This window comes from Aquimarina muelleri DSM 19832 (assembly GCF_000430665.1).
In the GTDB taxonomy this organism is placed as follows: domain Bacteria; phylum Bacteroidota; class Bacteroidia; order Flavobacteriales; family Flavobacteriaceae; genus Aquimarina; species Aquimarina muelleri.
Map to the genome: position 1 here is coordinate 1 of NZ_AUML01000051.1, position 25,743 is coordinate 25,743.

23 protein-coding genes and 1 pseudogene are annotated in these 25,743 nt (G+C 29.4%); 7 read left to right on the top strand and 17 right to left on the bottom strand.

Annotated elements, in window-relative coordinates; translation table 11 throughout:
• Nucleotides 1-224: pseudogene (locus tag H527_RS24460) on the bottom strand (IS982 family transposase); the annotation flags it as partial.
• 388 nt (nt 225-612) lie between these two features.
• Between H527_RS24460 and H527_RS0116945 the strand changes: the two are divergent.
• A complete protein-coding gene (locus H527_RS0116945) occupies nt 613-3,039 on the top strand; it encodes a TonB-dependent receptor (RefSeq protein WP_027413796.1) in 2,427 nt (808 codons plus the stop codon).
• Between the two features lie 220 nt (nt 3,040-3,259).
• On the opposite strand, the gene H527_RS22465 is transcribed toward H527_RS0116945, so the two are convergent.
• Nucleotides 3,260-3,793 (bottom strand): DUF3124 domain-containing protein, encoded by a 534-nt coding sequence (locus H527_RS22465; protein ID WP_035088643.1) that lies wholly within the window; start codon nt 3,791-3,793, stop codon nt 3,260-3,262.
• Nucleotides 3,794-4,442: 649 nt separating this feature from the next.
• On the opposite strand from H527_RS22465, the gene H527_RS0116955 reads away from it, so the two are divergent.
• The 3 genes from H527_RS0116955 (at nt 4,443) to H527_RS0116970 (ending at nt 8,909) form a co-directional block, all read left to right on the top strand.
• On the top strand, nt 4,443-4,940 hold the full coding sequence (locus tag H527_RS0116955) for a Dps family protein (RefSeq protein ID WP_035088645.1): 498 nt from the start codon (nt 4,443-4,445) through the stop codon (nt 4,938-4,940).
• Nucleotides 4,941-5,643: 703 nt separating this feature from the next.
• Nucleotides 5,644-5,943: an HPF/RaiA family ribosome-associated protein gene (locus H527_RS0116965; RefSeq protein WP_027413798.1), complete on the top strand. Its 300-nt coding sequence runs from the start codon at nt 5,644-5,646 to the stop codon at nt 5,941-5,943.
• A gap of 503 nt (nt 5,944-6,446) precedes the next feature.
• On the top strand, nt 6,447-8,909 hold the full coding sequence (locus tag H527_RS0116970; RefSeq protein ID WP_035088648.1) for a PAS domain S-box protein: 2,463 nt from the start codon (nt 6,447-6,449) through the stop codon (nt 8,907-8,909).
• Between the two features lie 107 nt (nt 8,910-9,016).
• On the opposite strand, the gene H527_RS0116975 is transcribed toward H527_RS0116970, so the two are convergent.
• From H527_RS0116975 to H527_RS0117010, 8 genes are all read right to left on the bottom strand, one after another.
• Nucleotides 9,017-9,862 (bottom strand): mechanosensitive ion channel family protein, encoded by an 846-nt coding sequence (locus H527_RS0116975; protein ID WP_027413800.1) that lies wholly within the window; start codon nt 9,860-9,862, stop codon nt 9,017-9,019.
• 270 nt (nt 9,863-10,132) lie between these two features.
• Nucleotides 10,133-10,495, bottom strand: coding sequence for a four-helix bundle copper-binding protein (locus H527_RS0116980; RefSeq protein WP_051316846.1), 363 nt, complete (start codon nt 10,493-10,495; stop codon nt 10,133-10,135).
• An 11-nt stretch (nt 10,496-10,506) separates the two neighbouring features.
• Nucleotides 10,507-11,529: a helix-turn-helix domain-containing protein gene (locus tag H527_RS0116985; protein ID WP_027413802.1), complete on the bottom strand. Its 1,023-nt coding sequence runs from the start codon at nt 11,527-11,529 to the stop codon at nt 10,507-10,509.
• A gap of 415 nt (nt 11,530-11,944) precedes the next feature.
• The gene (locus H527_RS0116990) at nt 11,945-12,391 is read right to left on the bottom strand and encodes a response regulator (RefSeq protein ID WP_027413803.1); all 447 of its coding nucleotides are present in this window, start codon (nt 12,389-12,391) and stop codon (nt 11,945-11,947) included.
• A gap of 24 nt (nt 12,392-12,415) precedes the next feature.
• On the bottom strand, nt 12,416-12,976 hold the full coding sequence (locus H527_RS0116995; RefSeq protein ID WP_027413804.1) for a helix-turn-helix domain-containing protein: 561 nt from the start codon (nt 12,974-12,976) through the stop codon (nt 12,416-12,418).
• A 256-nt stretch (nt 12,977-13,232) separates the two neighbouring features.
• On the bottom strand, nt 13,233-13,910 hold the full coding sequence (locus tag H527_RS0117000; RefSeq protein ID WP_027413805.1) for a head GIN domain-containing protein: 678 nt from the start codon (nt 13,908-13,910) through the stop codon (nt 13,233-13,235).
• Nucleotides 13,911-14,021: 111 nt separating this feature from the next.
• A complete protein-coding gene (locus H527_RS24075) occupies nt 14,022-14,174 on the bottom strand; it encodes a hypothetical protein (protein WP_155837932.1) in 153 nt (50 codons plus the stop codon).
• Between the two features lie 6 nt (nt 14,175-14,180).
• Nucleotides 14,181-15,545 carry an NAD-dependent succinate-semialdehyde dehydrogenase gene (locus H527_RS0117010; RefSeq protein ID WP_027413806.1) on the bottom strand — a complete coding sequence of 455 codons (1,365 nt, stop codon included), beginning with the start codon at nt 15,543-15,545 and terminating at the stop codon, nt 14,181-14,183.
• Nucleotides 15,546-15,721: 176 nt separating this feature from the next.
• Between H527_RS0117010 and H527_RS0117015 the strand changes: the two genes are divergently transcribed.
• Genes H527_RS0117015 through H527_RS0117025 form a run of 3 tightly spaced genes read left to right on the top strand, consistent with a single transcriptional unit; the run spans nt 15,722 to nt 16,618 of the window.
• Nucleotides 15,722-16,057 carry a YtxH domain-containing protein gene (locus H527_RS0117015; protein WP_027413807.1) on the top strand — a complete coding sequence of 112 codons (336 nt, stop codon included), beginning with the start codon at nt 15,722-15,724 and terminating at the stop codon, nt 16,055-16,057.
• Complete coding sequence (locus tag H527_RS0117020) at nt 16,057-16,404, top strand: hypothetical protein (protein WP_027413808.1); 348 nt, start codon at nt 16,057-16,059, stop codon at nt 16,402-16,404. The genes H527_RS0117015 and H527_RS0117020 overlap by 1 nt, the downstream gene beginning before the upstream one ends.
• Nucleotides 16,405-16,414: 10 nt before the next feature.
• Nucleotides 16,415-16,618 carry a DUF6327 family protein gene (locus H527_RS0117025; protein ID WP_027413809.1) on the top strand — a complete coding sequence of 68 codons (204 nt, stop codon included), beginning with the start codon at nt 16,415-16,417 and terminating at the stop codon, nt 16,616-16,618.
• A gap of 719 nt (nt 16,619-17,337) precedes the next feature.
• Here H527_RS0117025 and H527_RS0117030 read toward each other — a convergent pair.
• The 7 genes from H527_RS0117030 to H527_RS0117060 form a co-directional block, all read right to left on the bottom strand.
• Nucleotides 17,338-17,847, bottom strand: a complete 510-nt coding sequence (locus tag H527_RS0117030) for a hypothetical protein (protein WP_027413810.1) — start codon at nt 17,845-17,847, stop codon at nt 17,338-17,340.
• A 230-nt stretch (nt 17,848-18,077) separates the two neighbouring features.
• Entirely contained in the window at nt 18,078-18,863 is a 786-nt protein-coding gene (locus H527_RS0117035) for a hypothetical protein (protein ID WP_211235743.1), read from the bottom strand.
• 395 nt (nt 18,864-19,258) lie between these two features.
• Nucleotides 19,259-20,413, bottom strand: coding sequence for a hypothetical protein (locus tag H527_RS0117040; RefSeq protein ID WP_027413812.1), 1,155 nt, complete (start codon nt 20,411-20,413; stop codon nt 19,259-19,261).
• A gap of 266 nt (nt 20,414-20,679) precedes the next feature.
• Complete coding sequence (locus H527_RS0117045; RefSeq protein ID WP_027413813.1) at nt 20,680-21,588, bottom strand: DMT family transporter; 909 nt, start codon at nt 21,586-21,588, stop codon at nt 20,680-20,682.
• Nucleotides 21,589-21,726: 138 nt separating this feature from the next.
• Nucleotides 21,727-22,644: an alpha/beta hydrolase gene (locus H527_RS22470; protein ID WP_051316847.1), complete on the bottom strand. Its 918-nt coding sequence runs from the start codon at nt 22,642-22,644 to the stop codon at nt 21,727-21,729.
• 363 nt (nt 22,645-23,007) lie between these two features.
• Entirely contained in the window at nt 23,008-23,907 is a 900-nt protein-coding gene (locus H527_RS0117055; protein ID WP_027413814.1) for a sterol desaturase family protein, read from the bottom strand.
• Between the two features lie 127 nt (nt 23,908-24,034).
• On the bottom strand, nt 24,035-25,585 hold the full coding sequence (locus H527_RS0117060; protein WP_027413815.1) for an IS1182 family transposase: 1,551 nt from the start codon (nt 25,583-25,585) through the stop codon (nt 24,035-24,037).
• Nucleotides 25,586-25,743 lie beyond the last annotated feature (158 nt).

The following is a 25,743-nucleotide window of genomic DNA, read 5'->3' on the forward strand; positions in this document are numbered from 1 at the left end:
AAATGCTCTTTTACGTAAAAAATATAAAAGTGTTTGAAGGTTCTATAGCCACTACAATGGAATAGAACAGTAATGGTTATAATTTCACTAGCAGACATGGTAAACTTCCTATTTCTTGTCTTTTTTCCTGTAGTAAGCTGTCTTTTCTTTAAAGCAGGGTTAAAAACCTTGCAAAATTCATCAATAGAAAAGAAAATTTCAGTAATTTTATCTTTAGAAATCATAAGCAGAAATTCATTTAAATATTTGAATGTTAGATACTTAAATATAATGTTTTTCTGCTTTTTCTACAAGTAAAAACCCTTTTTTCTTACGTCGAACTCAGGTTAATAATAGAATCCGTACTCTTTTACATCTAAATTTTGGCAAACTAAGGTTTTATATAAATTATTCCATCTTCAAAAAACTTTGGGACTATACACTTAATAAAAGTTATATGATTTCGATTCTTATATTTTTACAGTATCTTTTTTATTGTTTGTCAGTAAAAAATAAAAAAAAAGAGTATCAAAATATTTTTATTTAAAATGATTCTTAATAGTTTTGCCGAAAAATTATCATTTATATTTATTTGTTCTAAATAAATATAAATGATTATAAAATTAATATTCAATGAAGAATCAATTATTAATAACTTTAGTGTTATTACTCTCATGTTTTTTTTCTTACTCCCAAAATGGAAGTATAACAGGAACTACTATAGATAATACTCAAACGAGATTATCAGGAGTTAATATATTTATCAAAAATTCAAATCAAGGAGGGCAATCTAATCAAGACGGAACGTTTGAGATTACCAACATAAAAAATGGAAATCATATTGTAGTTATATCGTACTTGGGTTTTAAAACGAAAGAAATTGAGGTTAGTATCTCTAATAATGAGACTATAGAATTAGGCTTTATTACATTATACGAAGGAAATGAGATTTTAGCAGAAGTTGTAATAGAAGGGACTCGTAAAAACAAGTTTTCAAGAAAAGAAACAGCTTATGTAGCTAAATTACCATTAAAAGATTTAGAAAACACTCAGGTATATAGCACTGTTACTACAGAATTATTAAAATCACAAGTTGTTACAAACTTTGAAGATGCACTAAAAAATGCAGTGGGTGTTCAAAAACTATGGTCATCTACGGGACGAGGAGGAGATGGAGCAGGATATTATTCTCTAAGAGGATTCTCAGTACAGCCTCAATTGGTAAATGGAATACCAGGGCTTACAAATGGGACTATTAACGCAGCAAATATCGAAAGGATTGAAGTAGTGAAAGGCCCTTCGGCAACACTCTTCGGTAATGCTGTAACCTCATACGGGGGTCTTATAAATGTGGTAACAAAAAAACCTTATGTTGGATCTGGTGGAGAGCTTTCTTTTACTTCAGGAACCTATGGTTTTAATCAAATAAGCGGAGATTTTAATACTCCAATAGATGAGGATAATAATATTTATTTTAGATTAAATACATCTTATGCTACTCAGCAAAGTTTTCAGGATGCAGGTTTTAGAAAATCTTTTTTTGTAGCACCATCATTATCGTATAGGGTAAACAATAAATTATCTTTTTCATTTTATGGAGAAATTTCACAGGCCGAGCAAACAAACCCTATGTTTTTGTTTTTGAATAGAAATAACCCTACTCAGGCAAATAATTTAGAAGAGTTAGGGTATAATCATAAGTTGTCATTTACCAGTAATGAATTAACTTTAGAAAATCCCACACAAAATTATCGAGTAGAAGTAGACTATAAACTTTCTGATGCTTGGCAATCACAAACTATACTGTCAAAAAGTGCAACATCTACTAAAGGGTATTATTCTTATTTATTTGATTTTGGGATTTTGGGAAATGATACTTTTTCTCGTTTCATTAACAAACAAAATGGAAATACTCAAACCACTGATATACAACAAAATTTTATTGGAGATTTTAAGTTAGGATCAATTAGAAATAGAGTAGTTTTTGGGGTAGATTATTTTAACTCTACTCAAACGGATAATAGTAGCGGTTTTGCTTTTTATGGAAATGTTACACCAGAAGGGGAGGATAATAATGACAATCCTTTTACTCTAGATGTAGAAACTGATCCATTTTTGTTGTCTGCTGCTGCAGTAGATGCGGTATTAGCTTCGCAAGAGATATCCAATATAAAATCTAAATCACATATATATAGTGCTTATATTTCGGATGTTGTTAATATAACTTCATCATTATCTGCAATGGTAGGTTTAAGGTTAGACTTATTTGACAATGAAGGAGATCTTGCAAATCTAGAGGATGATTATGATCAAACAGCTTTCTCTCCAAAAGTTGGAATTTTGTATCAACCAATTCAAGATAAATTATCTGTGTTTGCAAATTATCAGAATGGTTTTACCAATGTAGCTCCTAGTTTAGTAGGTGACCCTAATGATGGCCCTCAGACTTTAAAGGTTTTTGATCCTGAACAGGCTAATCAATTAGAATTTGGTGTTAAAACTAATTTATTTAATAATCGACTAAACGCAACAATAAGTTATTATAATATTGAGGTTAAAGATCGTGTTATTACCGATCCTGCTTCTCTTTTTAATAAAATACAAGGAGGCGAAGTAGAGAGTAGTGGTTTTGAAATTGAAATAAATACAAACCCTATTGATGGACTTAATATTAGAGCAGGTTTTAGTAATAATGATAGTAAAACGACAAAGTCTGATAATACAGAGATATTAAACCGAAGACCATTAGAGGCTGGCCCTGAAACATTATATAATCTTTGGGCTAACTATGAATTTCAAATGGGGAAATTGAAAGGTTTTGGACTAGGTTTAGGTTTTAATGGAGCAAGTGAAAATTTTGCAATCAACTATGAATCTACTGGGGAGTTTATTCTTCCGAGTTATACTATTGCTAATGCGTCTGTTTTTTATCAAGCAAATAAATATAGAATAAGCCTAAAACTGAATAATGCATTTAATAAAGAATATTATAAAGGTTGGACAACTATAACACCACAACTTCCTAGAGCTTTATATGCAAACATAATTTATAAGTTTTAAGCATTTTTGTTGACTTAGGCTAAGCAACTTTAAATGTCTTATTTAGAGTTGCTTAGTTTCTAAAAAAAACAATAAGACTATATAGATTAGTATGTTCTTATTTTTTTCAGAATTTTATTCGGATATACTATTTCAAAAAAAGTAAGTAAGTTTTTTATAATTATTAGATAATAAAAACACTGTATTTATATGTTAGTTAGGGGATTAAGTGTATATCGATCTAAAATTCATCCATGTTTAAAACTGTAGTTCCTTCTGTTGTAAAAGCAAAACCTTGTTGCCCTAAAACACCTACCATTATACCTTGAAATAAAGGATTGATTTCTCGATGAGCACCCCAATTAATTAAAAAATTAGCACCACTTCCACCTATTGTATCTTTTTCTTCAATAACATATTCTATAGACTCTAAGGGTTTCAGATAAATTGGTTTTTTAATATAGGCTCTTACAAAATTTCCTTGCGTGTCATAATAATCTACATTTTCAAGAAATAAAGAATCTTTCGGGCTTATATTTCTAATACTTAGAGTTGCTGTAAGCTGAAATCGATGATCTTTGGTTTTGTTATAGATATCTGAATAAATAGGAACGTAGACTTGTTTTTGAATTGGGTATGTAAACTCTATATTATTTTTGATAGTATTTTCTTTTAGTATTCTTTGCTCTATCTGTTTATTAGGGTTTCTTTTTATACAGCTTGATAAAACAATGCATAAAAACAGTACAAGAAAAGAGGTGTGTGTAGGATTCATATTGATTTAATATATCTTAATATTGAAGGAAGTTACAGTATTTTTGAAGTTTTATAAGGATCTTAATACGATTATTTAGTTAATATCTCTTTGGTAATTATATGATTTAAGTTTATTTATATGGCAAAAATAAAAATTATAATATTGCCTTTTATAAGATTATAAAAAAAGGGTTTTCTATTTCATAGTATAATCGTATTTGAGGCAAGGTCTAAATCGAATGGGGTAATAGTAAAAATTATTTAAGTTTACTTTTGATACTGTATTAATATTAAACATCATATCAACCTGATTTTAATCCACATTGTGGAGTTTAATTCTCTGAGGCTTGCCTCGATAAACAAAATATATTTTCAGAAGCATACCTCGTGAGCTTGCTCTGAGGTTATTGATTTAATATTTGGATAAATCATAAAAACCGTCAATTCGAGTGATTTTTCGTATTATGATGGAGAAAAACTGTATTTCAACAAGACCAGCAGAGTTATCGAGAACAGGTTTTTTAATACCGAAATACTATAAAAATTCTTAATAGAATTTCACTTAAAATCACGTATTTCAGATTAATGGAATTCAGGTTATTATATTTAAACTAGCAATCTTTCTTTGACATTAATCTTATTTCTAGAGTATAAAAACAATAATAAAAATGGAAGAAATTATTAAAACACAAAAATCGTATAAAAAGTTAGGGTTTACTTATTTAGAAACAGCAGAAATTGTAATTACTCTCAATCAGCTTTTATCCAATTATATTATACATTATCATAAACTTAGAAGTTTTCATTGGAACGTTGAAGGTGGTGATTTTTTTGAATTACATGAGCAATTTGAAATTGAATATAACGAAGTGAAATCCCAGACAGATACTATTGCAGAACGTATAAGAGTTTTTGGATTAAAACCAAAAAGCACACTAAAAGAATATCTTAAATTGTCTCGTATTACCGAAATAGAGGGGGAGTTGACACCTATAGCTATGGTTAAAGAAATTCTAAAAGATTTTCAGATTCTACACGATTCCATCCTTGACGTAATGAATGCCGCATTAGAAGCAGGAGACTCTGCTACAGAAGAAATGGCCACAGAATTTATAAGACGATTAGAAAAAAGACATTGGATGTTTACTTCTTGGTCTAAATGTTAGTAGTTATAAAAAGTATAGTATTATAACAATTAAAGAAGGTAAATGTGGGATTAAATCATTTAACAAATTTTATTTAAGTTTATATTGTTATTATACTTCAAAAGAGTTAGTTTATTGATCAGGCAGAATCTAATAAAACTGGATTTGAGGACAGTTCAATCAATTTTCTCTTTAATTTTTTAATGCATAGACAATTATGAAAAACAGAAATACAATACAAAGCCCAGGGTTACCTAAAAAAAAATTTGGAAGTAAAATTTTTTTAAGAAAAATACGAAAACGTGTAAAAAACAATGCTTCAAAACCAAAAAAGGTATAAAAAAGTATTTGTACGATAGGATTTTATATAGAAATAGAAACCTACTTTATTTAACGGAATAGCTTTTTTTTCTTCTAAAGGAACTCTCAATGTTTTAAATCTGTTTATTTTATAACTTAAATTTTTATAAAAATAGTTATATAGAGTAAGTGAATATTATATTTATTGAATAAAGGTGTTGAGGTTAAAAATAATAATAAGGGAATAACTACAAATGTGATAAACTTGGATAACACATAGCCAAATAAGAATATAAAACGTATTGGTGTATCTCTAAGGATAGCCATTATTTGTATATGTTACATATCAATAAAAACACCTACCGATATTAGTGTAGAAGTGGGAGAAAAAAGAAAACTAAAAAAAAAATAAAAAGAAAACAACATGAATATTATTTTTGAATATACCAATATTAGTGCGAGTGATAGGTTAGAGTCTTTAGCCGAGGAAAAATTAAGTAATTTAAATAATAAGTATCCGTTTTTGATTAGAGGAGATGTGTTTTTTAAAAAAGAAAATAAAAGTGATGATACAGGGCATATTTGTGGAATACGTTTAAGTGCTCCAGGTCCAAGGTTATATGCTTCTTCTGATGAAAAAAGTTTTGAAGAAGCAATTAACGAAACTATTAGAGATCTCAATGATCAATTAGAAAAACGAAAAGAAAAAATGAAAACTTATTAAGAACGTGAATTCGACCGAAGAGGTTGGTTTAAAAAAGTCGTCAAATTGAGTAATTTTTGATAGTAAAATGAAAAAAAATGTACTAAAATTAGACTTTTGATCGAAAACCTACTTGTTTTTGATACAATTTTCTATCTAACACCATTTGTCATTTGAATTTACCGGAATAAAAGGTTCTTTTATACTTCAATTTTAGAATAAATATAAACCGTAGCCCAGCTATGCTTAATACCAGATCGGGTCTGGCACAAGCTTTTCTTCTTCATTGAAACAAAAAATCTTTATTTTCTTTTTCAGTAAATTCAAACAACAACTGGTATAAAATAATTTTGGTAGATGTGTTTTTTTAGATCGAACTCAGTCTAGGAATACTCTATAAGTATAAAAATAGTATTCAATTTATTTTTTTTGAAAATAGAGTTTTTAAAGTTCTTTGTTCTTATTTATATTCGAAAATAAAGAAACCTTAAACAAATACTATTCACATTTTGAATACAACCAAAATGAAAACTAAAAAAAATCATTCTACTCTAGAATTCTTACCTCAAGGAGGTGAAATGGGCGATCTTATTCGTGCCAAAAACTGGAGTAAAACATCAATAGGTAATCCAGAAGATTGGCCCCAAAGTTTGCGTACAACTATAAGTATTATTTTAAATTCTAAGTTTCCTATGTTTTTATTTTGGGGACCAGAATTAATTTGTTTTTATAATGATGCATATAGGCCTAGTCTTGGTAAAGAGGGTAAGCATCCTTATATTCTAGGAAGTAAGGCAGAAGATTACTGGAAAGAGATATGGCAAGATATAAAACCTTTAATAGATAGTATACTATCTGGAAACGAAGCCAATTTAACAGAAGATCAGCTATTGCCAATATATAGAAACGGAAAAGTGGAAGATGTATATTGGACGTATAGCTATAGTGCTGTACACGACGAATCTGGAAAGCCTATGGGAGTTTTTGTTACGTGTACAGAAACTACTAAAAAAATAATGGCTATTAAGCAGTTGCAAGAATCCGAGGATCGTTTTCGTACCTTAAGTGATCAAACACCAATGATGGTGTTTATGGCAAATAAAGATGCTGAAGTAACATATTGGAACAAATCTTGGTTAGATTATACAGGGCAAACATTTGAACAGGCGATAGGAAGATCTTGGGATAAAATTGTACATCCAAATGATTACCAAAGACTACTAGAAACGTATTCTATATCTATAGAAAAAAGATCCAATTATACTATTGAAGTGAGGATGAAAGGGAAAGATGGCAAATATAGGTGGTTCCTTTTTTCTGGAGGCCCCCATTATTTAGAGAACCAACAATATGAGGGTAATGTTGGAAGTGGAATGGATATTCATGACCATAAAGAGGCATTATATGAATTGAAAAACAGTAAAAATGAGTTTCAATTTGTAATCGAAGCTGCTAAACTTGCAACATTTAATTACAATCCAATTACAAATAAATTTTTATGTAATGAACGACTAAAAGATTGGTTTGGTTTAAAATCAAAGGATAATGTAGATCTTTCTACTGCGATTGCTTCGGTTGCAAAAAAAGATCAGAAAAGAGTAAAAAAAGCAATTCAAAAATCATTAGAATTTTCATCTGGAGGAAGTTATGATATTGATTATACAATCATTGATCCCAATACGTTACAAGAACGTATGGTTAGGGCAAAAGGAAGTACTTTGTTTAATAAAGATAAGGTAGCGTATCGATTTACAGGAATTTTAATAGATGTATCAAAAGAATCACTGGCTAATAAAAAAATAAAGGAAAGCGAACAGAGATTTAAATTGTTAGCTAAATCTTTGCCAATAATGGTATGGACCGCCGATGTCAACGGAAATTTAAATTATTTTAATAAAGTAGTATATAAATATTCTGGTTTACAACAGGGGGAGATTGATAATGATGGTTGGCTTCAAATTGTTCATAAAAATGAACGTGAAGAAAATATAAAAAAGTGGAAAAACTCTATTGATACTGGAAATGACTTTTTATTTGAGCACAGGTTTAAAAGAAATGATGGTAAATATCGCTGGCAATTAAGTCGTGCAACCCCTCAAAGAAATGAAGAAGGTAAGATTACTATGTGGGTAGGTACCAGTACCGATATTCAAGATCAAAAGTTATTTGCAAAACGATTAGAAAAACAAGTAAAAAAACGAACATTAGAGTTAGAACAAAATAATACATATCTTGAAAATATGAATAAAGAGTTACAGGCTTTTGCTTATATATCGAGTCATGATTTACAAGAGCCTTTAAGAAAAATTCAGACATTTGCTTCAAGAATTGTTTCTAATGAATACGATAATTTATCAGATAGAGGTAAGGATTGGTTTAGGCGCATGCAAAATGCAGCACAAAGAATGCAAGTTCTTATTGAAGATTTACTAACATATTCTCGTGTAAATAACACGGAAATACATTTAGAAAATAGGGATCTTACCGCAATTATTAATGAGGTAATAGAAGATTTAGAGGAGGAGTTAAAAGAAAAAAATGTTAAGATAGAGCTAGCTCAACTAAATAAAATCAATATTATACCATTTCAATTTCGACAACTCATAAATAATCTTTTGACCAATGCAATAAAATTTTCTTCAACAGATCGCAAACCATTAATAAAAATAAGTAGTAAAATAAAATATGGAAGAGATTTTGAAAACGAAAAATTAATTGCAAATAATGAGTATTGTTATATATGTATCTCTGATAATGGGATTGGATTTGAGCCTCAATACGGAAACAAAATATTCGAAATATTTCAAAGATTGCATAATAGAGGTGATTATGAAGGTACAGGTATAGGTCTTGCTATTGTTAAAAAAGTTGTAGATAACCATAAAGGGTTTATAACGGCTATAGGTACCCCAAAAAAAGGAGCCACTTTTAATATTTATATTCCTGTAAATACTGAAAATATCTTAGGTTTAAAAGAGGCTTTATAGATTTGTTTTTACTTTGTGAATTAACCCAACTAAAAAATATCACATTTTAGATTTAGTTAATTCACAAAGTGAAAAAAGGGTAAATAAAGTTGTAGTATTTATACTTTTTACTTCTTTTCTTTTTTTGTGTCTTTATGAAAAATATGAATATCAGTTTGTGGAAATGGTATAGAAATTCCAGCAGCTTCTAATCGTTTTTTTGCTTCTTCTAAAGTATAAAAATGAATATCCCAAAAATGTTCGTTAAGAGCCCAATATCTTAATGATAATGTTATGGCGCTGTCTCCCAATTCGCTAACAACTACTACAGGAATAGGATCTTGAATTACTTGTTCTTGTTCATTAATAAGATTAAGTAATACTTCTTTGGCGGTCTTAATAGTACTATCATAAGATATTCCTATATCTATTTTATCTCTTCTTTTTCCTTCTACAGAATAATTTATAATGTTATCATTCGATAGTTTTCCATTAGGGATTATAGCTAGCTGATTGCCAAATGTATTAAGCTTAGTTGTAAATATTGAAATTTCTTTTACTGTACCTTCTATTCCTTGTGCAGATATAAAATCATCTATTTTAAAGGGTTTGAAAAACAATATGAGCACTCCTCCTGCAAAATTTGCAAGTGATCCTTGCAAAGCGAGTCCTACGGCTAAACCTGCAGCACCTAATATAGCTACCAAAGATGAGCTTTGAACACCTAGTTGAGTAATAACTAAAACGATTAACAGGACTTTTAGTCCCATACTAATTAGATCATATAGAAATTTCTCTAACGTTTCATCATAGTCTTTTTTCTTAAAAAATTTACGGAGCATTCGGGTAAAAATTTTAATTACCCATAAGCCTATAAATAATATTAAAATTGCAGATACAGCTCCTGGTATAAAGTCCCATAGCCATTTTATAAATTGATTCCAGTTTTCTTCAGTAATTCCTAATTTATCCATTATAATATTGTAATATCATGATTTATAGTTTTACAAAGTAATAATAAAAATCTTTATTGTTTTATCTATATTTTTTAAATTATCGAATCGCAATTGCAAAGCAATAATCTAACTTAATTTTTTTAATCCACATTGTGGAGTTTAATTCTCTAAGGCTTGCCTCGAAAACAAAATATATTTTCGGAAGCATACCTCGTGAGCTTGTTAAGAGGTTATTGATTATACCTATAAACTAGTATAAAAATAAAAAAATATTATACTAACTATAACCTAAGCAGAGAGTGTTTTGTTAAGATAAATGTTACATGCTTCTACAGATTTTTGGCAGGCATCTGAACAAGACTTGTAATATTCATTATTGTGCTTGCTGCACTCTCTGGCACATGCTTGACAAATAGTTTTGCAATAATCTACTAGATCATCGACATTCTCATAAGATAGAGAAAGTATTTTTGCTGTTGTGCTACAAATTTCGGCACAAACTTGATTGGTGCGTATACAATCAATCATCATCTCAACGTATCCTGAGTTTAGAGATGTGTTTGCACAATGATTACAATGTTTCATACAATCTAATAAAACTTCAACTAACTCTTTATTTTTCATTGATCTTAAATTAGAATTTTGATTCATATATATGTTATTTAAGCAGAAGCGGCTAATGATTTTATACTATCTTGATATAGTTTAGGGCAACAGTTATATTTTTCTTTAAAAATTTTAGAAAAATAACTTCTACTACTAAACCCAACACTATAAACAACCTCTGAAATCGTTAAGTCTCTAGTTTTAATAAGTCCTAGAGCAAACTCTAATCTTGCATTTTTAATATAATCGGTAACTGTTCGTCCAAATAAATACTTAAATCCTTCTTGTAATTTAGCTGCTGGTATTCCAGTTTGAAGGGTGAGTGCGTTAATATTATATGCAGTATCTACATTATTCCGAATTTTTTGACCGAGCTCTTGTATGATTTTTAATTCTTTTTTGGTTAGACTTCCAAAAACTTCATCCTGACTATTAATATCATTTTGATAGTGCTGTATTTCTATCCCTAATATAAGTTGAACAATACCTTCTATAAATAAGTTTCTAACCACTCCTTCTTCATCAATAGCATCTAATCGATTGACTTGATCTGCTATTTTAAGGTTGTAGGATCCGAAATATGTAAAAGACCCTTCTTTTATTTTTTCATCAAATAATGAAAGTATATTGCCAACAATAGGAGATACATTGATCGCTTTCTGTGGTATACATACTGATATTATAATAATTTTTACATGTTCTTCTTTTTTAATTTGAAGTATTGTATTGTTGTTTCTACTATAAATTATAGCTGTTTGAAACTCTTCTAAACTTTGTTCTTTTTTAGTGTCCTCTAACTTTAATGTCACTTTGTTTTTGTAACTATATAAAAAGTGTAAAGGATTAGAGTTTATACTATTAAGTGGGATTTCTACATCTTCTTTACAATATAGATCTATTTCTAAAAATAATTTGTGTCTTCCTACTTTCATACCTCTTATAGTACCATTAGCTAAAGAATTTTTTACAGTTATTAAATGTTCGCCAAAGTTTTGAGACATTTCACCATGTAATTGGTTATTAAGTCTAGTAAAAATTTCTGTTACCCCAGTAGTATTTCCTAATTTTAAAGTGCCCATGATGATTTAGTTTATTTATTAAAAATAATGTCTTGTTTTTGTAAAAACGATACTCTATATAAGTATGTTTATTACTTTTACAAATATCTTAAACAAAATAGCCAGACGTGTTATATAATTTTTAGATTGTGTTATATAATTATATAATTTGATAAAAAGAAAGTATAATAAACTCACAAAATATAGTTAAAGGGTTTATTTTTAGCTAATTAATTTTTTGTGATAAAAATATGTTGCACTAAAGAGAAGGCGGTTTTTAAAAAAAGAAATCTATTAAACTTTAATCCACATTGTGGAGTTTAATTCTCGGAGGCTTGCCTCGAAAACAAAACATATTTTCGGAAACATACCTCGTGGTGAGTTTGCTACGGGTTTATTGATTAGTAATAAAGGATATTGTAGATCGAGTGAGTTATTAAATGCTTAATAAAAAATTTTCTCTATTAAGATTAGAGGTGTGGTATTGCCAGTTAAGTTTTAAAACCTCGCTAATTGCTTTTTTTAGTTTTATAAAATCATTAGGTTTATTGATATATATATTAGCTCCTTTTATAAAAGTTTGCTCTATATCTTTTTCTGATGATGATGTTGAATATATTGCTACGGATAAATCTTTTAATTTATTATTTTGTCGTATTTCAGTAAGACATTCTATACCATTTTTGATAGGCATATTGAGATCTAGAAAAACTAAGTGTGGTATTGATTGCCCTGATAGTGTTATATGATCCATAAACTCTTGACCATTATCAAATAAAAGTAAACTGGTGTTCATGTCGACCTCTTCTATGGCATCTTTAAAAAGTAAACGATCATCTTCGTCATCATCCACTAAAATTACTTTTAACATATCTATATCCATAGTATCTTAAGTTTTTTTAAAACTTTATTGCGCTTTTGCTGTCTCTTTTCGTTGTTTGATAATCTTTTGAAAAACAGTTGGGGTTAACCCTGTTGTTTTTTTAAATTGATAAGATAAGTGCGCTACACTGCTATATCCTAAATTATATGAAATTTCTGTAAGAGTAAGTTTGTCTTCTAAGATTAAAGTTTTAGCACGATCAATTCGTTTAAGTATTACAAAATTTTCTATAGATGTATATGTACCTTCAGAAAATAAGCTCGAAAGATATGTATATGAATACCCTAATTTTTCGGCAAGATATGTAGATACTTTACAGGAATTATCTATAGAAGAGTTTATAACCATTTCAGTTATAGCATCTTTAATACGCTGTATAACTTCACTTTTATGATCATTAATAATTTTTATACCATAAATAGATAACAAAGAGGCTAGTTGTGTTATTTTGTCTACACTTATAGCTTCCATAAACTCTACTTCACCTAAACCATTGATAGTATAGTTAATTCCTATCTTATCTAATTGCTCTTCTAAAGTTTTTTTAAAAATAACATTAATATCGTATTTTAAATAAATCTTCATTAAGTATAAATATATTTTTTGTTTTAGATGTTATATGTAGTTTCTATTTAGCAAAGATATATAAAGAGATCTATCATATCCTATAAAAAAATATGCTATATTTTTTTTCTTTACCTTATTTGGGTTTTTCTTTAACATTATAAGGATTAGTACTATATATTCTTATAAATAAGCCGAGATTTTTTAGAAATAAAAGAGGGTCAAAAAATAATATTTGACCCTCTCTTCAATGAAATTATTTTACTAAAACTATAGTTTAGTCATTAATTATAATAGACCCTCCTAGGGTTTTATCTTTCTTTATAGTTTTTGGGTTACCGTACACTTCTATAGTTCCTCCTGCGGTAACATTAGCTTCAACAAACTCATTGCTATGTACAAAAGCTTTTCCTCCTGCAAAAACAGTAACATCAACTCGTTGTGATTTTAATTTTTTTGCATAATAGCTTCCTCCTGTACGAACCAAAACTTCTTGATTTATAGTTGTACCAGATAATTTTATTTTTCCTCCAGAGATTGCTTTAGAATCCAGATTTCTAGTATTTATTTTTATGTCTATTTCTGCTCCTTCTTGGGCACGAACATTAAGGTACTTTGAGCCAAGAACATCTTTTGATGCTATTTTAGCTTTTTCGTTTGCATCTACTAGATTTAATTCCTTTTTATAGTATAGAGTTACATTGGTATCCTCTCCATCTAAAAGATTATCTATCTCCATTCTTATTTTTAATCGACCCTCATTATTTACAATAGCTACTTGATCTATATCCTTACCAGTTATTACAGCTTTATTATCAGAAGATTTTACAAGAGTAACATTAATACCATCATACACTTTTATCTCATTAAAATCACCTAACTCTTTTGTGGTTTTTTGAGCGATCAATCCTAAAGGTAAAAAGAGTAGTAGTATTACTTTTTTAATCATTTTCATTTTTCTGCTTTTAAGTTAAAATAATTTATAATTCAAATGTATTAGTACTTTAATCAAATCTTTATCTCTATTAATGGTATTTTTAATCCAAAAAGAAAGAAAAAGAATTAATTAAAAAAGCTCTAAGAATATGCCTGATACAGCTACGGCTATAATCAATAGGATTAGAATAACAACTATTAATCTTGTACCTATCCTTGTTTTTGTGTTTTTTTGAAATATATAATCTCTTCTTTCTTCGTTTTCTTCTTTTACAAATTTCATTTCTTTTTATTTTGTTATATAAACTGTTTTCTTATTTACAAATTCTAATATTCCTTCTTTGGATAACTCTCTACCGTAACCAGAGGCTTTTGTGCCACCAAAAGGTAATCGAGGATCTGATTTTACCATCTCATTAATAAAAAATGCACCATCCTCGATGTTATCAATTTGTTTGCGAGCATCTTCAATACTTTGCGTAAATAACATGGTTCCTAGCCCAAAACTAGATTGCGATGCTAGTTCTAAAGAATGACTCCTGTCCTTTGCTTTAATAACAGATGCAACAGGACCAAATACTTCTTCGTCAAAGACGGGCATACCAGGTTTGACTTCAGTAACAATTGTTGGAGAAAAAAAGGTTTCTTTGCGATTATTTCCTGTTATTATTTTTGCTCCTTTTTTCACGGATTCTTCTATTTGTCTTTCTACTTCCTTTGCTAAATCGATTCTAGCTAAAGTACTTATGTCTGTTTCCTTATCCATAGGATCTCCTATTTTCAAGGATTCTATTTTTATTTTAAATTTCTCCAAGAACTCTTCATAAATACTCTCTACTACAATGAATCTCTTTGCAGCAATACAACTTTGTCCAGTATTTTGCATTCGGGCTTTAACTATAGTATTGATGTGTTTATCAAGCTCAGCATCCTCCCAAATGATGCAGGCATTATTTCCTCCTAATTCTAATACCGTTTTTTTAAGGTACTGTCCTGTTATTTTAGCAATAGTTCTTCCTGCACCTTCGCTTCCTGTTAGGCTAACTGCTTTAATAATATCATTTTTTATTATTTCTTCTATCTGATCGTGGTTTACTAATAAGGTCTGAAAAGATCCTTTTGGATATCCTGAATCTTCAAATAAATCTTGTAGAACTAAAGCACATCCACTTACATTATTAGCATGTTTTAAAAGGATCACATTACCAGCTGTTATAGTAGGTATGGCAAAACGTAATGCTTGCCAAAAAGGATAATTCCAAGGCATAATACCTAAAATACAACCTAAAGGATCATAGCTTATAAAACTTTCATTTGCTTCTGTATCAATAAGTGCATCTGCTAAGAATTGTTCTGCATTTTTTTCATAAAAATCAATAAGCCAAATGCATTTTTCAATTTCTGAAATACTTTCATGATATGGTTTTCCCATTTCCTGAGTAATCAGGGTAGCATATTTTTCTTTATTTTCATCCAAAAGGATACTTAGTCGATTTAGTAATTTTGTTCTTTTATTTAAAGGCTCTTTTCGCCAGTTCAAAAATATTTGTTGAGCAATCTCTAGTTTAGAATTAACTTCTTGCTTAGACAAAAAGTTGTATTCTTTTAAAACGTTACCTGTAAAAGGATATATGGTAGTTATATTTTTAGACATGATATTGGATTTATTGTATAACAAAGCTAATTATACAGTAAGAATACTGTTAACGCTTTTGAAATAAATGTTACTTCGTTTACAAAACATCATTTCAGTTAACATCTTTATGGTTAGAGTTAATGTGTATCGGTATTTATCTTCAATTTTGTATTGAACAACAAAAAATTGAAACAATGAATAATAATAGTAACACATTTTTAGGAATATTAGCAGGAACAGCAATCGGAGCTACTTTAGGTATTTTGTTTGCACCTGATAAGGGAACTAATACAAGAAGAAAATTAGTAGAGGAAGCACAAGCAACAAAAGATCAGTTAGCAAGAGAAGCGAATAACCTTCAGGATAGAGTTGCAGATGTGGTTTCTTCTAAAAAAGAGACTTTAGATTCTCGGGTTGAATCCTTAGTGTCTGATGTAAGTTATAAGGCAGATGATGTTATAAGCACATTAGAAAAAAAATTAGGAGAATTAAAAGCCAGAAATAAAAAACTACAGAAAACATCAGTATAATGGGGGTATTTGAAGCCATAAGTGAAACTTCTAATAAAGCTATTGATTCTGGAGAAGTGTATATAAAATCTTCTCAAGAATATTATAAACTAAAAGCTTTTCAACAATTAACGAAGGCTTTTTCTTTCCTAAGTAAGATGGCCGTTATAGGCGGCCTTCTTTTTCTTGGATTGATATTTTTAATAGTGGCCGTAGCAATTTGGTTAGGAGAATTAATTAATAGTACATCTTTAGCGTGCTTACTTGTAGCAGGAGCATTATTTCTTTTTACAATGATAGGTTACTTTACTCGTAAGCAGATTGATAAATACATAATACAAAAAATGTCTAAAGAATTTTTTGACTAAATAAGTACTCATGAAAAAAGTATATAGATCTTTTAAGGAAATAGAGCAAGATTTAAGAACGTTTAATCTTCAAAGGCAAATAGCCATGGAGGAGATGAAATTGTTGAAAATAGAATTAAAAGAAGATTTACAACCTTATCAATGGTTGTCTACAGCATTAAGTACCATTAAAAAATATGGCGTTTTGTACTTGATAAGACGTCTTTTTAAATAGTCATACGATTTACGAATAAAAATCTCGCATATAATGGCATTCTTTTTCTACTATATTTTCTTCATAAAATGAAACAATAGCTATGACTATTCTTTAATTTGATTCATCAATATAGCGAAAAACCTTTGCAATTATTTATACGCAATTCTCATCCGTAAATCGTATTATTCCAGATATAGCTTCTAAGATATAGATGTTTTATTTTATAAATTTCATAAAACGATTCTCTCGTTAATTAGTATTGAAAAACGAAGTTTTTAGAAAAGTTTATTATTTAGACAGCCTTAATTATATCTAATCGCATAAAACTATAAACCTACTTTACTGTTTTGTTATGCATATAGGTTTATAATCGATATGCAATTTTTACCCTCTCTTATTACGAAAGTAATTCACTCATAATATATTTAATCCACATTGTGGAGTTTAATTCTCCAAGGCTTGTTTCGAAAACAAAATTATATTTTCGGAAGCATACTTTGTGAGCTTGCTCCGAGGTTATGGATTAATTGTCTTAAAAAAAATAGTTATTGGTAGCGCTAAATTTCTTGTACTTTTTGACTTTATAATACACACTTATTTTTTTTGGGAGTTAGGTTATCGGTTAACGTAACAAACATAATAAGAAGCCGTATAAGAGATTGGTATAGCCTGCCCTGAGAGAGGTTTAGGGGTGAAAGTCCCCTTTTTCTACTCGACTGCGGTGTCGTTTTTGTTTTTTATGGAAATTTCAGTCCAAGTTCATTTACCTCTTTATCCACTTTTATCCATTCAACCCTTTCGTCTATATCCTTTTCTACAGAGCTCACAATCATAAACAAGTCCGTAAGATAAATCACTTCAACTGTCCGTTTGTTATAACCTAATGCACCAACATCTTGCATTTGAAATTCTACTTTTTTAAAAGTCAAATGTCCGTTTTGATATAATACGGTTTGTGTTTTCCAACTACCTGAAGAGAACATAATTTTTATAGGCCCAATTATTATAATTCCAATTAACGCTAAAGTTGGAGGAATTGAACTTATTATTTTCCATTTTCTCGTTTTTAAAGTCCATAGATTCCACACTAAGGTCATAGGTGTTACAACCATTAATCCGAAATAAGTGAGTGACTTTATCTCTTGATTCTTAATTTCAAATGAAGTCAGTCTGTCAAATACAAAAAGTAAGACTGTCAGAATGAAAATTCCGTTCAAAAGTGTAGATATGTATTTTTTAGGCTTCATCTTTTAATGTACCACAATATTATAATAACAATCACTATTATTTCGTAAACATAAAGATACTAATCCCCAACAAAAAAGCCAGACAATTTTGTCTGGCTTTGATACAGTTTCTACTAAAAGCACTTTTAAGGATATAAAATATTCTACACTTTATAGTATAGCCCAGATTTAAAAAAGAAAAGCATAGTATAAATCGCTCAAAGTCGGAAAATTTTGAGCAGCAAGGGGTTTTAATCCCAATTTCGAAGTGTAAAATCTATTTCATTTAATTTTTTCAATTCTATTAGTTCCTTAAATACAAAACCTGTACCTATTAGATGATTACTATCTTTAATCAAATAGTCTAAATTTAACTTTGCTTTTTCGGTTGCTTCAAGATAAAAATTCAAACCTATCATACTTAAATGATAAAATCCATATTTATCTAAAATCTCAATAAGGTAGCCGTTAAACGGAAGTCCGTGTGATAAATCTAAATCTTCGGTCATTTTTACTCCATTACTATTTTTCAAATAATACAAAGGTAATTCTCCGATATCGTATCTTACAAATTCCCTTATTTTATCGAACTTATTGTCAAGTCCATTTTCTGTATTTCGATGATATTCTTGAAGAAAAATGTTGTAAATACCTCTTTTGAACTTTCGAGTTAGTTGATTTATGTATGTTGCATTTCGTCTGTAATCAATCTTCAATTTTAAGGTTTTACTTGTATGGTAATAGTTGAAAAATTGAGATTTGAATTTTTTCCAAGAATTTGAATCTTTTTTATTGTTAAGGAGAAATTTGTGAACATTAAAAAACTCTTTTAAGACCTTGTCAACTGAATATGTTACTTTATCCAATTTATTATCGCTACCGAAAAAACTATTGCAGGAATCACAAATGTCGAATCCAATGTTGTGAGAATTTAGTTTTTTTGGGATTGTGTGCGGTTTAGTATAAAACTCCACTTCTGGCTTCGATTTTAAACACCAAATGCATTTTCCTTTTCTAATATATTCTTTCTTGTTCAAGGTCATTTTCTAATTATTACCAAAATAATATACTAATAACAATTGCTATTATTTCTTAAACATAAAGGTACTAATACCCAGCAAAAAAGCCAGACAATTTTGTCTGGCTTTGATACAGTTTCTACTAAAAGCACTTTTAAGGATATAAAATATTCTATGTTTTATATTTTGCCTAGATTTAAAAAAGAAAAGCACAACATAAATCGCTCAAAGTCGGGAGGCTTTGCCAGCGGGGATAAGAAAAAAAGGTAAGGTGCTCTAAAAATATAGTTCTTCTTTTTTACGGTTCTTGCGAACTTTTCGATTTCTCCCTTATTTACAAATCTCGGATCCCTCAACAAGGCATATAGCACTGGCCAGTACGCCATGTGCTTAGTTATTACCTATAGTTTTTTCTATTTTGGTTTAATCATATATAGTCCAACACTTTTTATTTTAGGATCTACTACTCCTGTACTATCATTTCTTGTACCACCTATATTGAGATTGTAATCTAAAAAAGAGATTTTTACTTTTTTTCTGTATTTTTTGGGCAATTCATATAGGTATAAGTTGTTTTGGTAATTAATTTCTGAAAAGTGTTGTACGACAGTTTCTTTAAAAAAAAGGTTTTCATTTTCATAATTCAACTCAAAATAACCAGTCATTAAAAATGAAGGTAAAAACCAATCAGGTATATTCCAAGGTCTTCCTTGAGAGAGATAACCTTCTTTCTTGTGATAAACCATTTTAATTTCATTATTAGATTGATAGTTTAACTTTTGCTCGTTTAAAATTTCATAAGAGTCATTCAAGTATTCTGTATCAAATTTAAAACGATAATGATTAGGTAGTGAATAAGTATTGGTCTTAGAATTTTTTAAAACGATTAATGTTTTATCGCCAAATTTTGCTGAAAAATTTTCATAGTCAATCCGTCCTATAATTTCGCGATTATCAGTAATTATTTGATCTGAAAATCTATCATCTAATATTTGTGAGAATAATAAAACCCATTCATTGTCTATTTTGAAATACATTGGGCGAACATCTTTTTCATAATTAAAATTGTGATACGATTCATAGATTACAAGTTCAGCATTTTTATAATGTGCTTCAAAAATAGATTTAAAATTGTCATCACTCATTTCATCACTCATTTCATAACTATTTAGAATTATAGAAAAATCAGTATAAATAAGTTTCTCTCCAGAAAAATCATACACGCCATTTTTTGTAAATACATAAGGGATGAAATTTTCAAAATTAAAAACGGAGGTGTAATCTTCAGTTAATAAATCTTCAGAAATCAAAATATTTCCTTCTGCATCTATTTTTGTTAATCCCTGATAATTTTTTAAATAGAATTCACTTTTAATACTATCAAATAATATTGGGAAATTTCCTTCTACAGGAACTATTTCATAATTTTTTGATTGTATTTTTCCTGTTAATTTATTTGGGTTTTTAAAAGTTTGGGTTGTAAAATTCAGGTTTATAAGTGTGCATTTTTTAAAAAACACTAAAAAGAGTAGGGATATTATAATTAGTATTACAGTTGTTTTTTTCATTTTTTAAAAAGTGTTTGAAACATATACAATAAAAAATATTTTTTATTATATATGTTTCTCAAAATTTTCTCTATTAAATTATTGATGGAAGCGACGTTTCTTAAATTATAGGTAACTACATAATAAGAGCCGTATAAAGGATTGGTATAGCCTGTCCTGAGCTTGACGAAGGATACGGTGGTACTTCGATAAACTCAGTAGAGCTGAGAGAGGTTTAGGGGTGAAATCCCCCTTTTTCTACTCGACTGGTAACTGGCTTTTTCTCACTAGACTTTTCTTTTTCCTTTTTTCGATCCAAAATATATTCCCATTAATACTAATCCTATTCCAATTATATGGTACCATTCTATAGTTTCATTTAAGAGTAAAAATGATAGAATCACAGCACTAACAGGCATAACCCCAGTAAATAGTCCTGCTACGCTTGCAGAAACTTTAGAAACTCCATCAAACCAAAGGAAGAATGCAATTACAGAGCCAAATACTCCATAATATAGAATAGGAAGAAAGTCATTAAAAGAATAGTTTCTTAATGCCGAATAATCTATGTCTAAAAATGCAAATGGAACTGATAATAGTAGTCCAATCCAAATAATATGGAACGAACCGTGTATTGCGGGAATATTTGGTGTTTTCTTTCTGAAAATAGTAAATAGAGCCTCACAAACAACAGCAAATATGATAATCAGATTACCCAAAAACTTATTATTTACACTTTCTACTGAATTATGAACGTCTGTAAATAAATTGATTATGGATACTCCTAAAATAGCAAAAACAATTCCAATCCACATATTTCGTGAAATTCTTTCTTTTAGTAGAAACATTGCTATTAAAGCAATAATTGCAGGTGTTGTACTTGTAATGATTCCTGCATCTACTGGCGAGGTCATTTTTAGACCATAAAAACTTAAAACCCTGAACAAAACAACACCCGTTAAAGATTGTAATACAAGATATTTCCAATCACTTTTAGTAGGTGTTATTTTATTTTTCTTATTGTGATATAGGTAGAGTGGAGTTATACCGATTAATGCAATAATTAATGTTAAAGATGTACCGAAGAATGTTGGAAATGTGTCGGCTATCAATTTACTAATAACAATTGTGCTTCCAACTATTGCCATAGCAAGAAATAATTGAAAATATGCTGAAGTATTGTTATGCTCGTTCATTTATATCATTAGGTTTTGGTTGTCTTAATTTTTGATGTAATCTCGATTTCAGTTTGTAGCCAACGACTGATGTATGAGGCGGAGCAAGGAAAGCAAGCCTAAGCCAATTGATTTATCTACACGACTAGCTGTAGTTTTTTATTTTTCAAATGCAAATAAAATACCTTTTGTTATAAAACTGGGATAAACAGTAAAGTGATCTTCATCAGAAATTATGGATGATTTTACTTTTAAATCTGTATAGTTTCTAGATAATAACCTTTGCTCAAAAGTCAGCATTTCAGTGACCATATCAGATTTGTTATTTTTTTCTTTTCCTCCTATACTAAAAAAAACATTTGCCCTCAAGTTAGTATGGGCATTTGAGTATTTTTCTTCAAAATTATTTATACAATAATTATCATACCATAAAGAAGGGCTTCCTACTAGGTAATATTCAAATAAGTCAGGGGTGGTAACTAAAATGTAACTTGCGAGTAATCCTCCAAAAGAGTGTCCAGAAAATACTTTCTTAGACATATTTATCCTGTAAGTATTATTTAAAAAAGAGAATATATCTTTCTTGATAAATGCAATAAAATCATCTGCTTTACCTGAAGCTAATCTAGATTCTTTAGAGTGGCCTCTCTCTTCATTAGGTGAATTGGTTGGCGTATAGTCTCTAGTTCTACTAACCCCAGGTGAATCGCCTTTTGAATAGGATATACCAACTATAATAAATTCTTCTGTTTTTACCCGTCTAGTTATACTAGTAACTAATGGAAAAGCATAATCAGAATCAGTAAGTACTAATATCGGATATTTTTTATCTGAATTTGATGAATATGAATTTGGTAGCTTGATATATAATTCATAGTGTTTTTGATTAATTGTCGATTGAATTTGATGGATTTCGGTGTCTTTTATTTCAAATGATGTTAACTTCTTTATTTCGTTATCAGAAATTACCTCGCCATCATTATTAAGTTTGTCATCTATTGTTTTACTTTTTTGGCTTCCTTGACTACAAGATATTGCTATTATAACAATGACGAGTATCGATAAAAATTTATGCATTCTTTATAATTAGTTTATTTGTTGGAAATTAATGGCAACATAATATATAATTACCAAGGTAACTATATTTCTTAATATCTGCGTATATAGTTACTTTACTAACTATACATTTAGAACATAAAGGTACTAATACCCAACAAAAAAGCCAGACAATTTTGTCTGGCTTTGATATAGTTTGAAAACATTTTTAAGGATATATAAGATACGATTATCGATAGACCAATAGCTAAACCAAACTTAAAAAGTTAGATGAATGGCTGCGTAATCTATTACGGTATTGCATTTGGCATGATTGGAGTGTGTGAGGTGCACTCTGCTATCTAATGATGGCGGAGTCATCTACACGATTCCTCACTAGCTTTTTTATTTACAACATTCTTTTGAAGTTGTTAGAGGAAAAAGTAATTGTTTAAAGTATTCTTTGTCTTCTGGATAATTAGTTTGAGAATGTTCAATAACTCCGATTTTTTCAACCGTACCTTTTCTATTGTAGTAAGTTCCGAATAACAAGTCCCAAATAGGGGAAATATTCCCAAAGTTTTTTGCTTCTTCCATTTTCTCACTATGATGAAAGTGATGTATCTTTGGTGTTACTACCAAATAATCCAAAAAGCCTGTTTTTGTTTGAATGTTGGCGTGAGACATATAGGCAACTACTACGTGTGTAATACCTACCAAAAAGATAATTTCTTGATTAAATCCTAAAAGTAGAATAGGTGTTATTTTTAAAAATGTATTGAGGAATATATTAATAGGGTGAATCCAATTTGTTTTAAACCAATTTAAACTTTTTGGTAAATGATGAATGGAATGTATTTTCCATAAAAGAAGACTTATATATGAATTGGTATATCCTTTGTGACTAATTCTATGATATAGATAAGGAAGAAATTCTCCTATTAGATTAGCAATAAAGTATGTTGCGAAGAATGGTAGCGAATTCCAAAAAGTGAATGTTGTAAAGAAGTGTTTTTGTATATAAACAACTAATGATAATGCGAACACTTTTCCTAAAGTATCAAATATGGCTGTTGAAAAAATTAAATGCTTAATATCTGTCCAAAGGGATTTTTTATTTGGTTTCCAGTCTTGTCGTAAAGGGATAATTCGTTCTAAAATTAGAATATAAATTAAGGTAAAAAGAAATATTGAATAGGACACTATTTCAAAATTCCAGTTATTTTGAATTGTTAAATAACTAAAAGTACCTGTTAATATTAATAGTGTTGGTACTACTACAGAGGATAGAATTTTATGTTTCATTTGTTTACTTTCTCTTATAGTCGTAAGAAGAAAGCAAAAAGATGCAAGATTATAGTGCCTGTTGCACAACTGTATAATTTGTAAAAAAAACAGGCTCTTTTAATGCTTTTTAAGGGCTTTTATATTTTTAGATTGGAAGGAGAATAGCAAAATTTGGAAGTCTTAAAAATGGACAAATGAGCTCTGTAAGGAACTTTTGATTCAAACGGGTAAGTCTTTCTCTTTTAGCATCACTTTTTACAAGTTTTTGGTTGAATTTTAAATACTTCTTCAGATTATATGCCATAGCAGAGAGGTGCATTACTTTATTAGCTTGCTTAATTCCAATGGTATTAATCTTTCGTAAACCAAGATATTGTGTTAATGTGCCAAATACAGGTTCTACGGTACTCTGACGTTTTAATGGCATATGCTTACCTTTTGGGGTTTTTAAACGGGCTTTAGTTCGTTCATATTCCTCACGATAATAGGTCACCTCAAATCGCTTATATCTGGCAGTCTTGCTTAAACATTTTTCTGCCAAAGCACACCCTTTACATTGTTTACTGGAACTACAATATTGCTTTTTTAAAGTTTGATTGCCCTTATATCTATGCGTAAAAACTTTCTTAAAAGGAATGATCTCTCCATTTGGACATATATAATGATCTTCTTCTTTGTTGTAAGTAAATCCTTCGGGACCGCCTTTGTATGAATCGGGAATTGAAATATAAGCTTGTACTCCTTTTTTCTCTAAAAATGCATATACTTCACCACTGCAATAACCTGTGTCTGCTAGTAAATCTTCCCATACAAATCCGAACTTCCATAAACGAGCACTCAACCTTTCTACAATATCTTCAAGACATTGACTATCTTTTTTATCCGCATGGTAAGCGTTAATATCTGTAATAACGTGATGGGCAGTATCCACACTTAACTGACTATGGTAATTAAGCTTTACGGCTTTACCTGGCTTGACACTGATACGGGCATCAGGATTTGTTGGACTATAATGAGTCTTGTTATTAGCATTAGTACTCCCTTTTTTGTGAATTCCAGAAAGATTCTCTTTATGTTTATCCGATGTAATGACATTAAGTTTGGCATCCGATAACTCTTGATCTCTATTCTTTTCATTTGGTTTGTCACCAGATTCTGCATCATTATCGTTTGTATCACTGACTGTTTTCAAATGAGATGACAAATCTTGTTTTGGAACTTTCAGCTCCAAGCTGTCCATAGAAGCATTTGCTTTTATTGGTGCGGAATCTATAGCTTGCGCTCTACCTGCTACCATACCTTTTTTTACACACATCTCCAAAACGTGTGTAAAAACTTCTTCAAATATTTCTTCAGGAAATAACTGTCTCGTTCTGCTAATAGAGGAATGCCAAGGTAATGTTTCATCAATATCATAGCCAACAAAATATAAGATATCTAAACGCATACTACAATGTTCAATCAATTGCCTATCACTTATGATATTCTCCAGATATCCAACCAAACATAATTTAAAGAATACTATAGGATCTATACTTTGCTGACCACTATTACCATAATAACACTTAGTCTTTTTATATAAAAAATCTAGGTGCAATACATCCTTTAATCTACGATAAAAACTTGATCTTGGAACTCGATCACTTAACTGGAAATTGTTGAATAATTTTTCTTGGTAAATCTTTTTGCCTTGCATAGCATGAAAATAATCATTTTAAAAATCTTGTGCAACAGGCACTATAGCAGTGACCAACTATTTCCTATAAGGATGACACGTGAGTTTTTACTATAGCAATGACCAACTATTTCCTATAAGAGTGAGAGAACTTTTCTCCTTAGCAAATAGCCAACTTT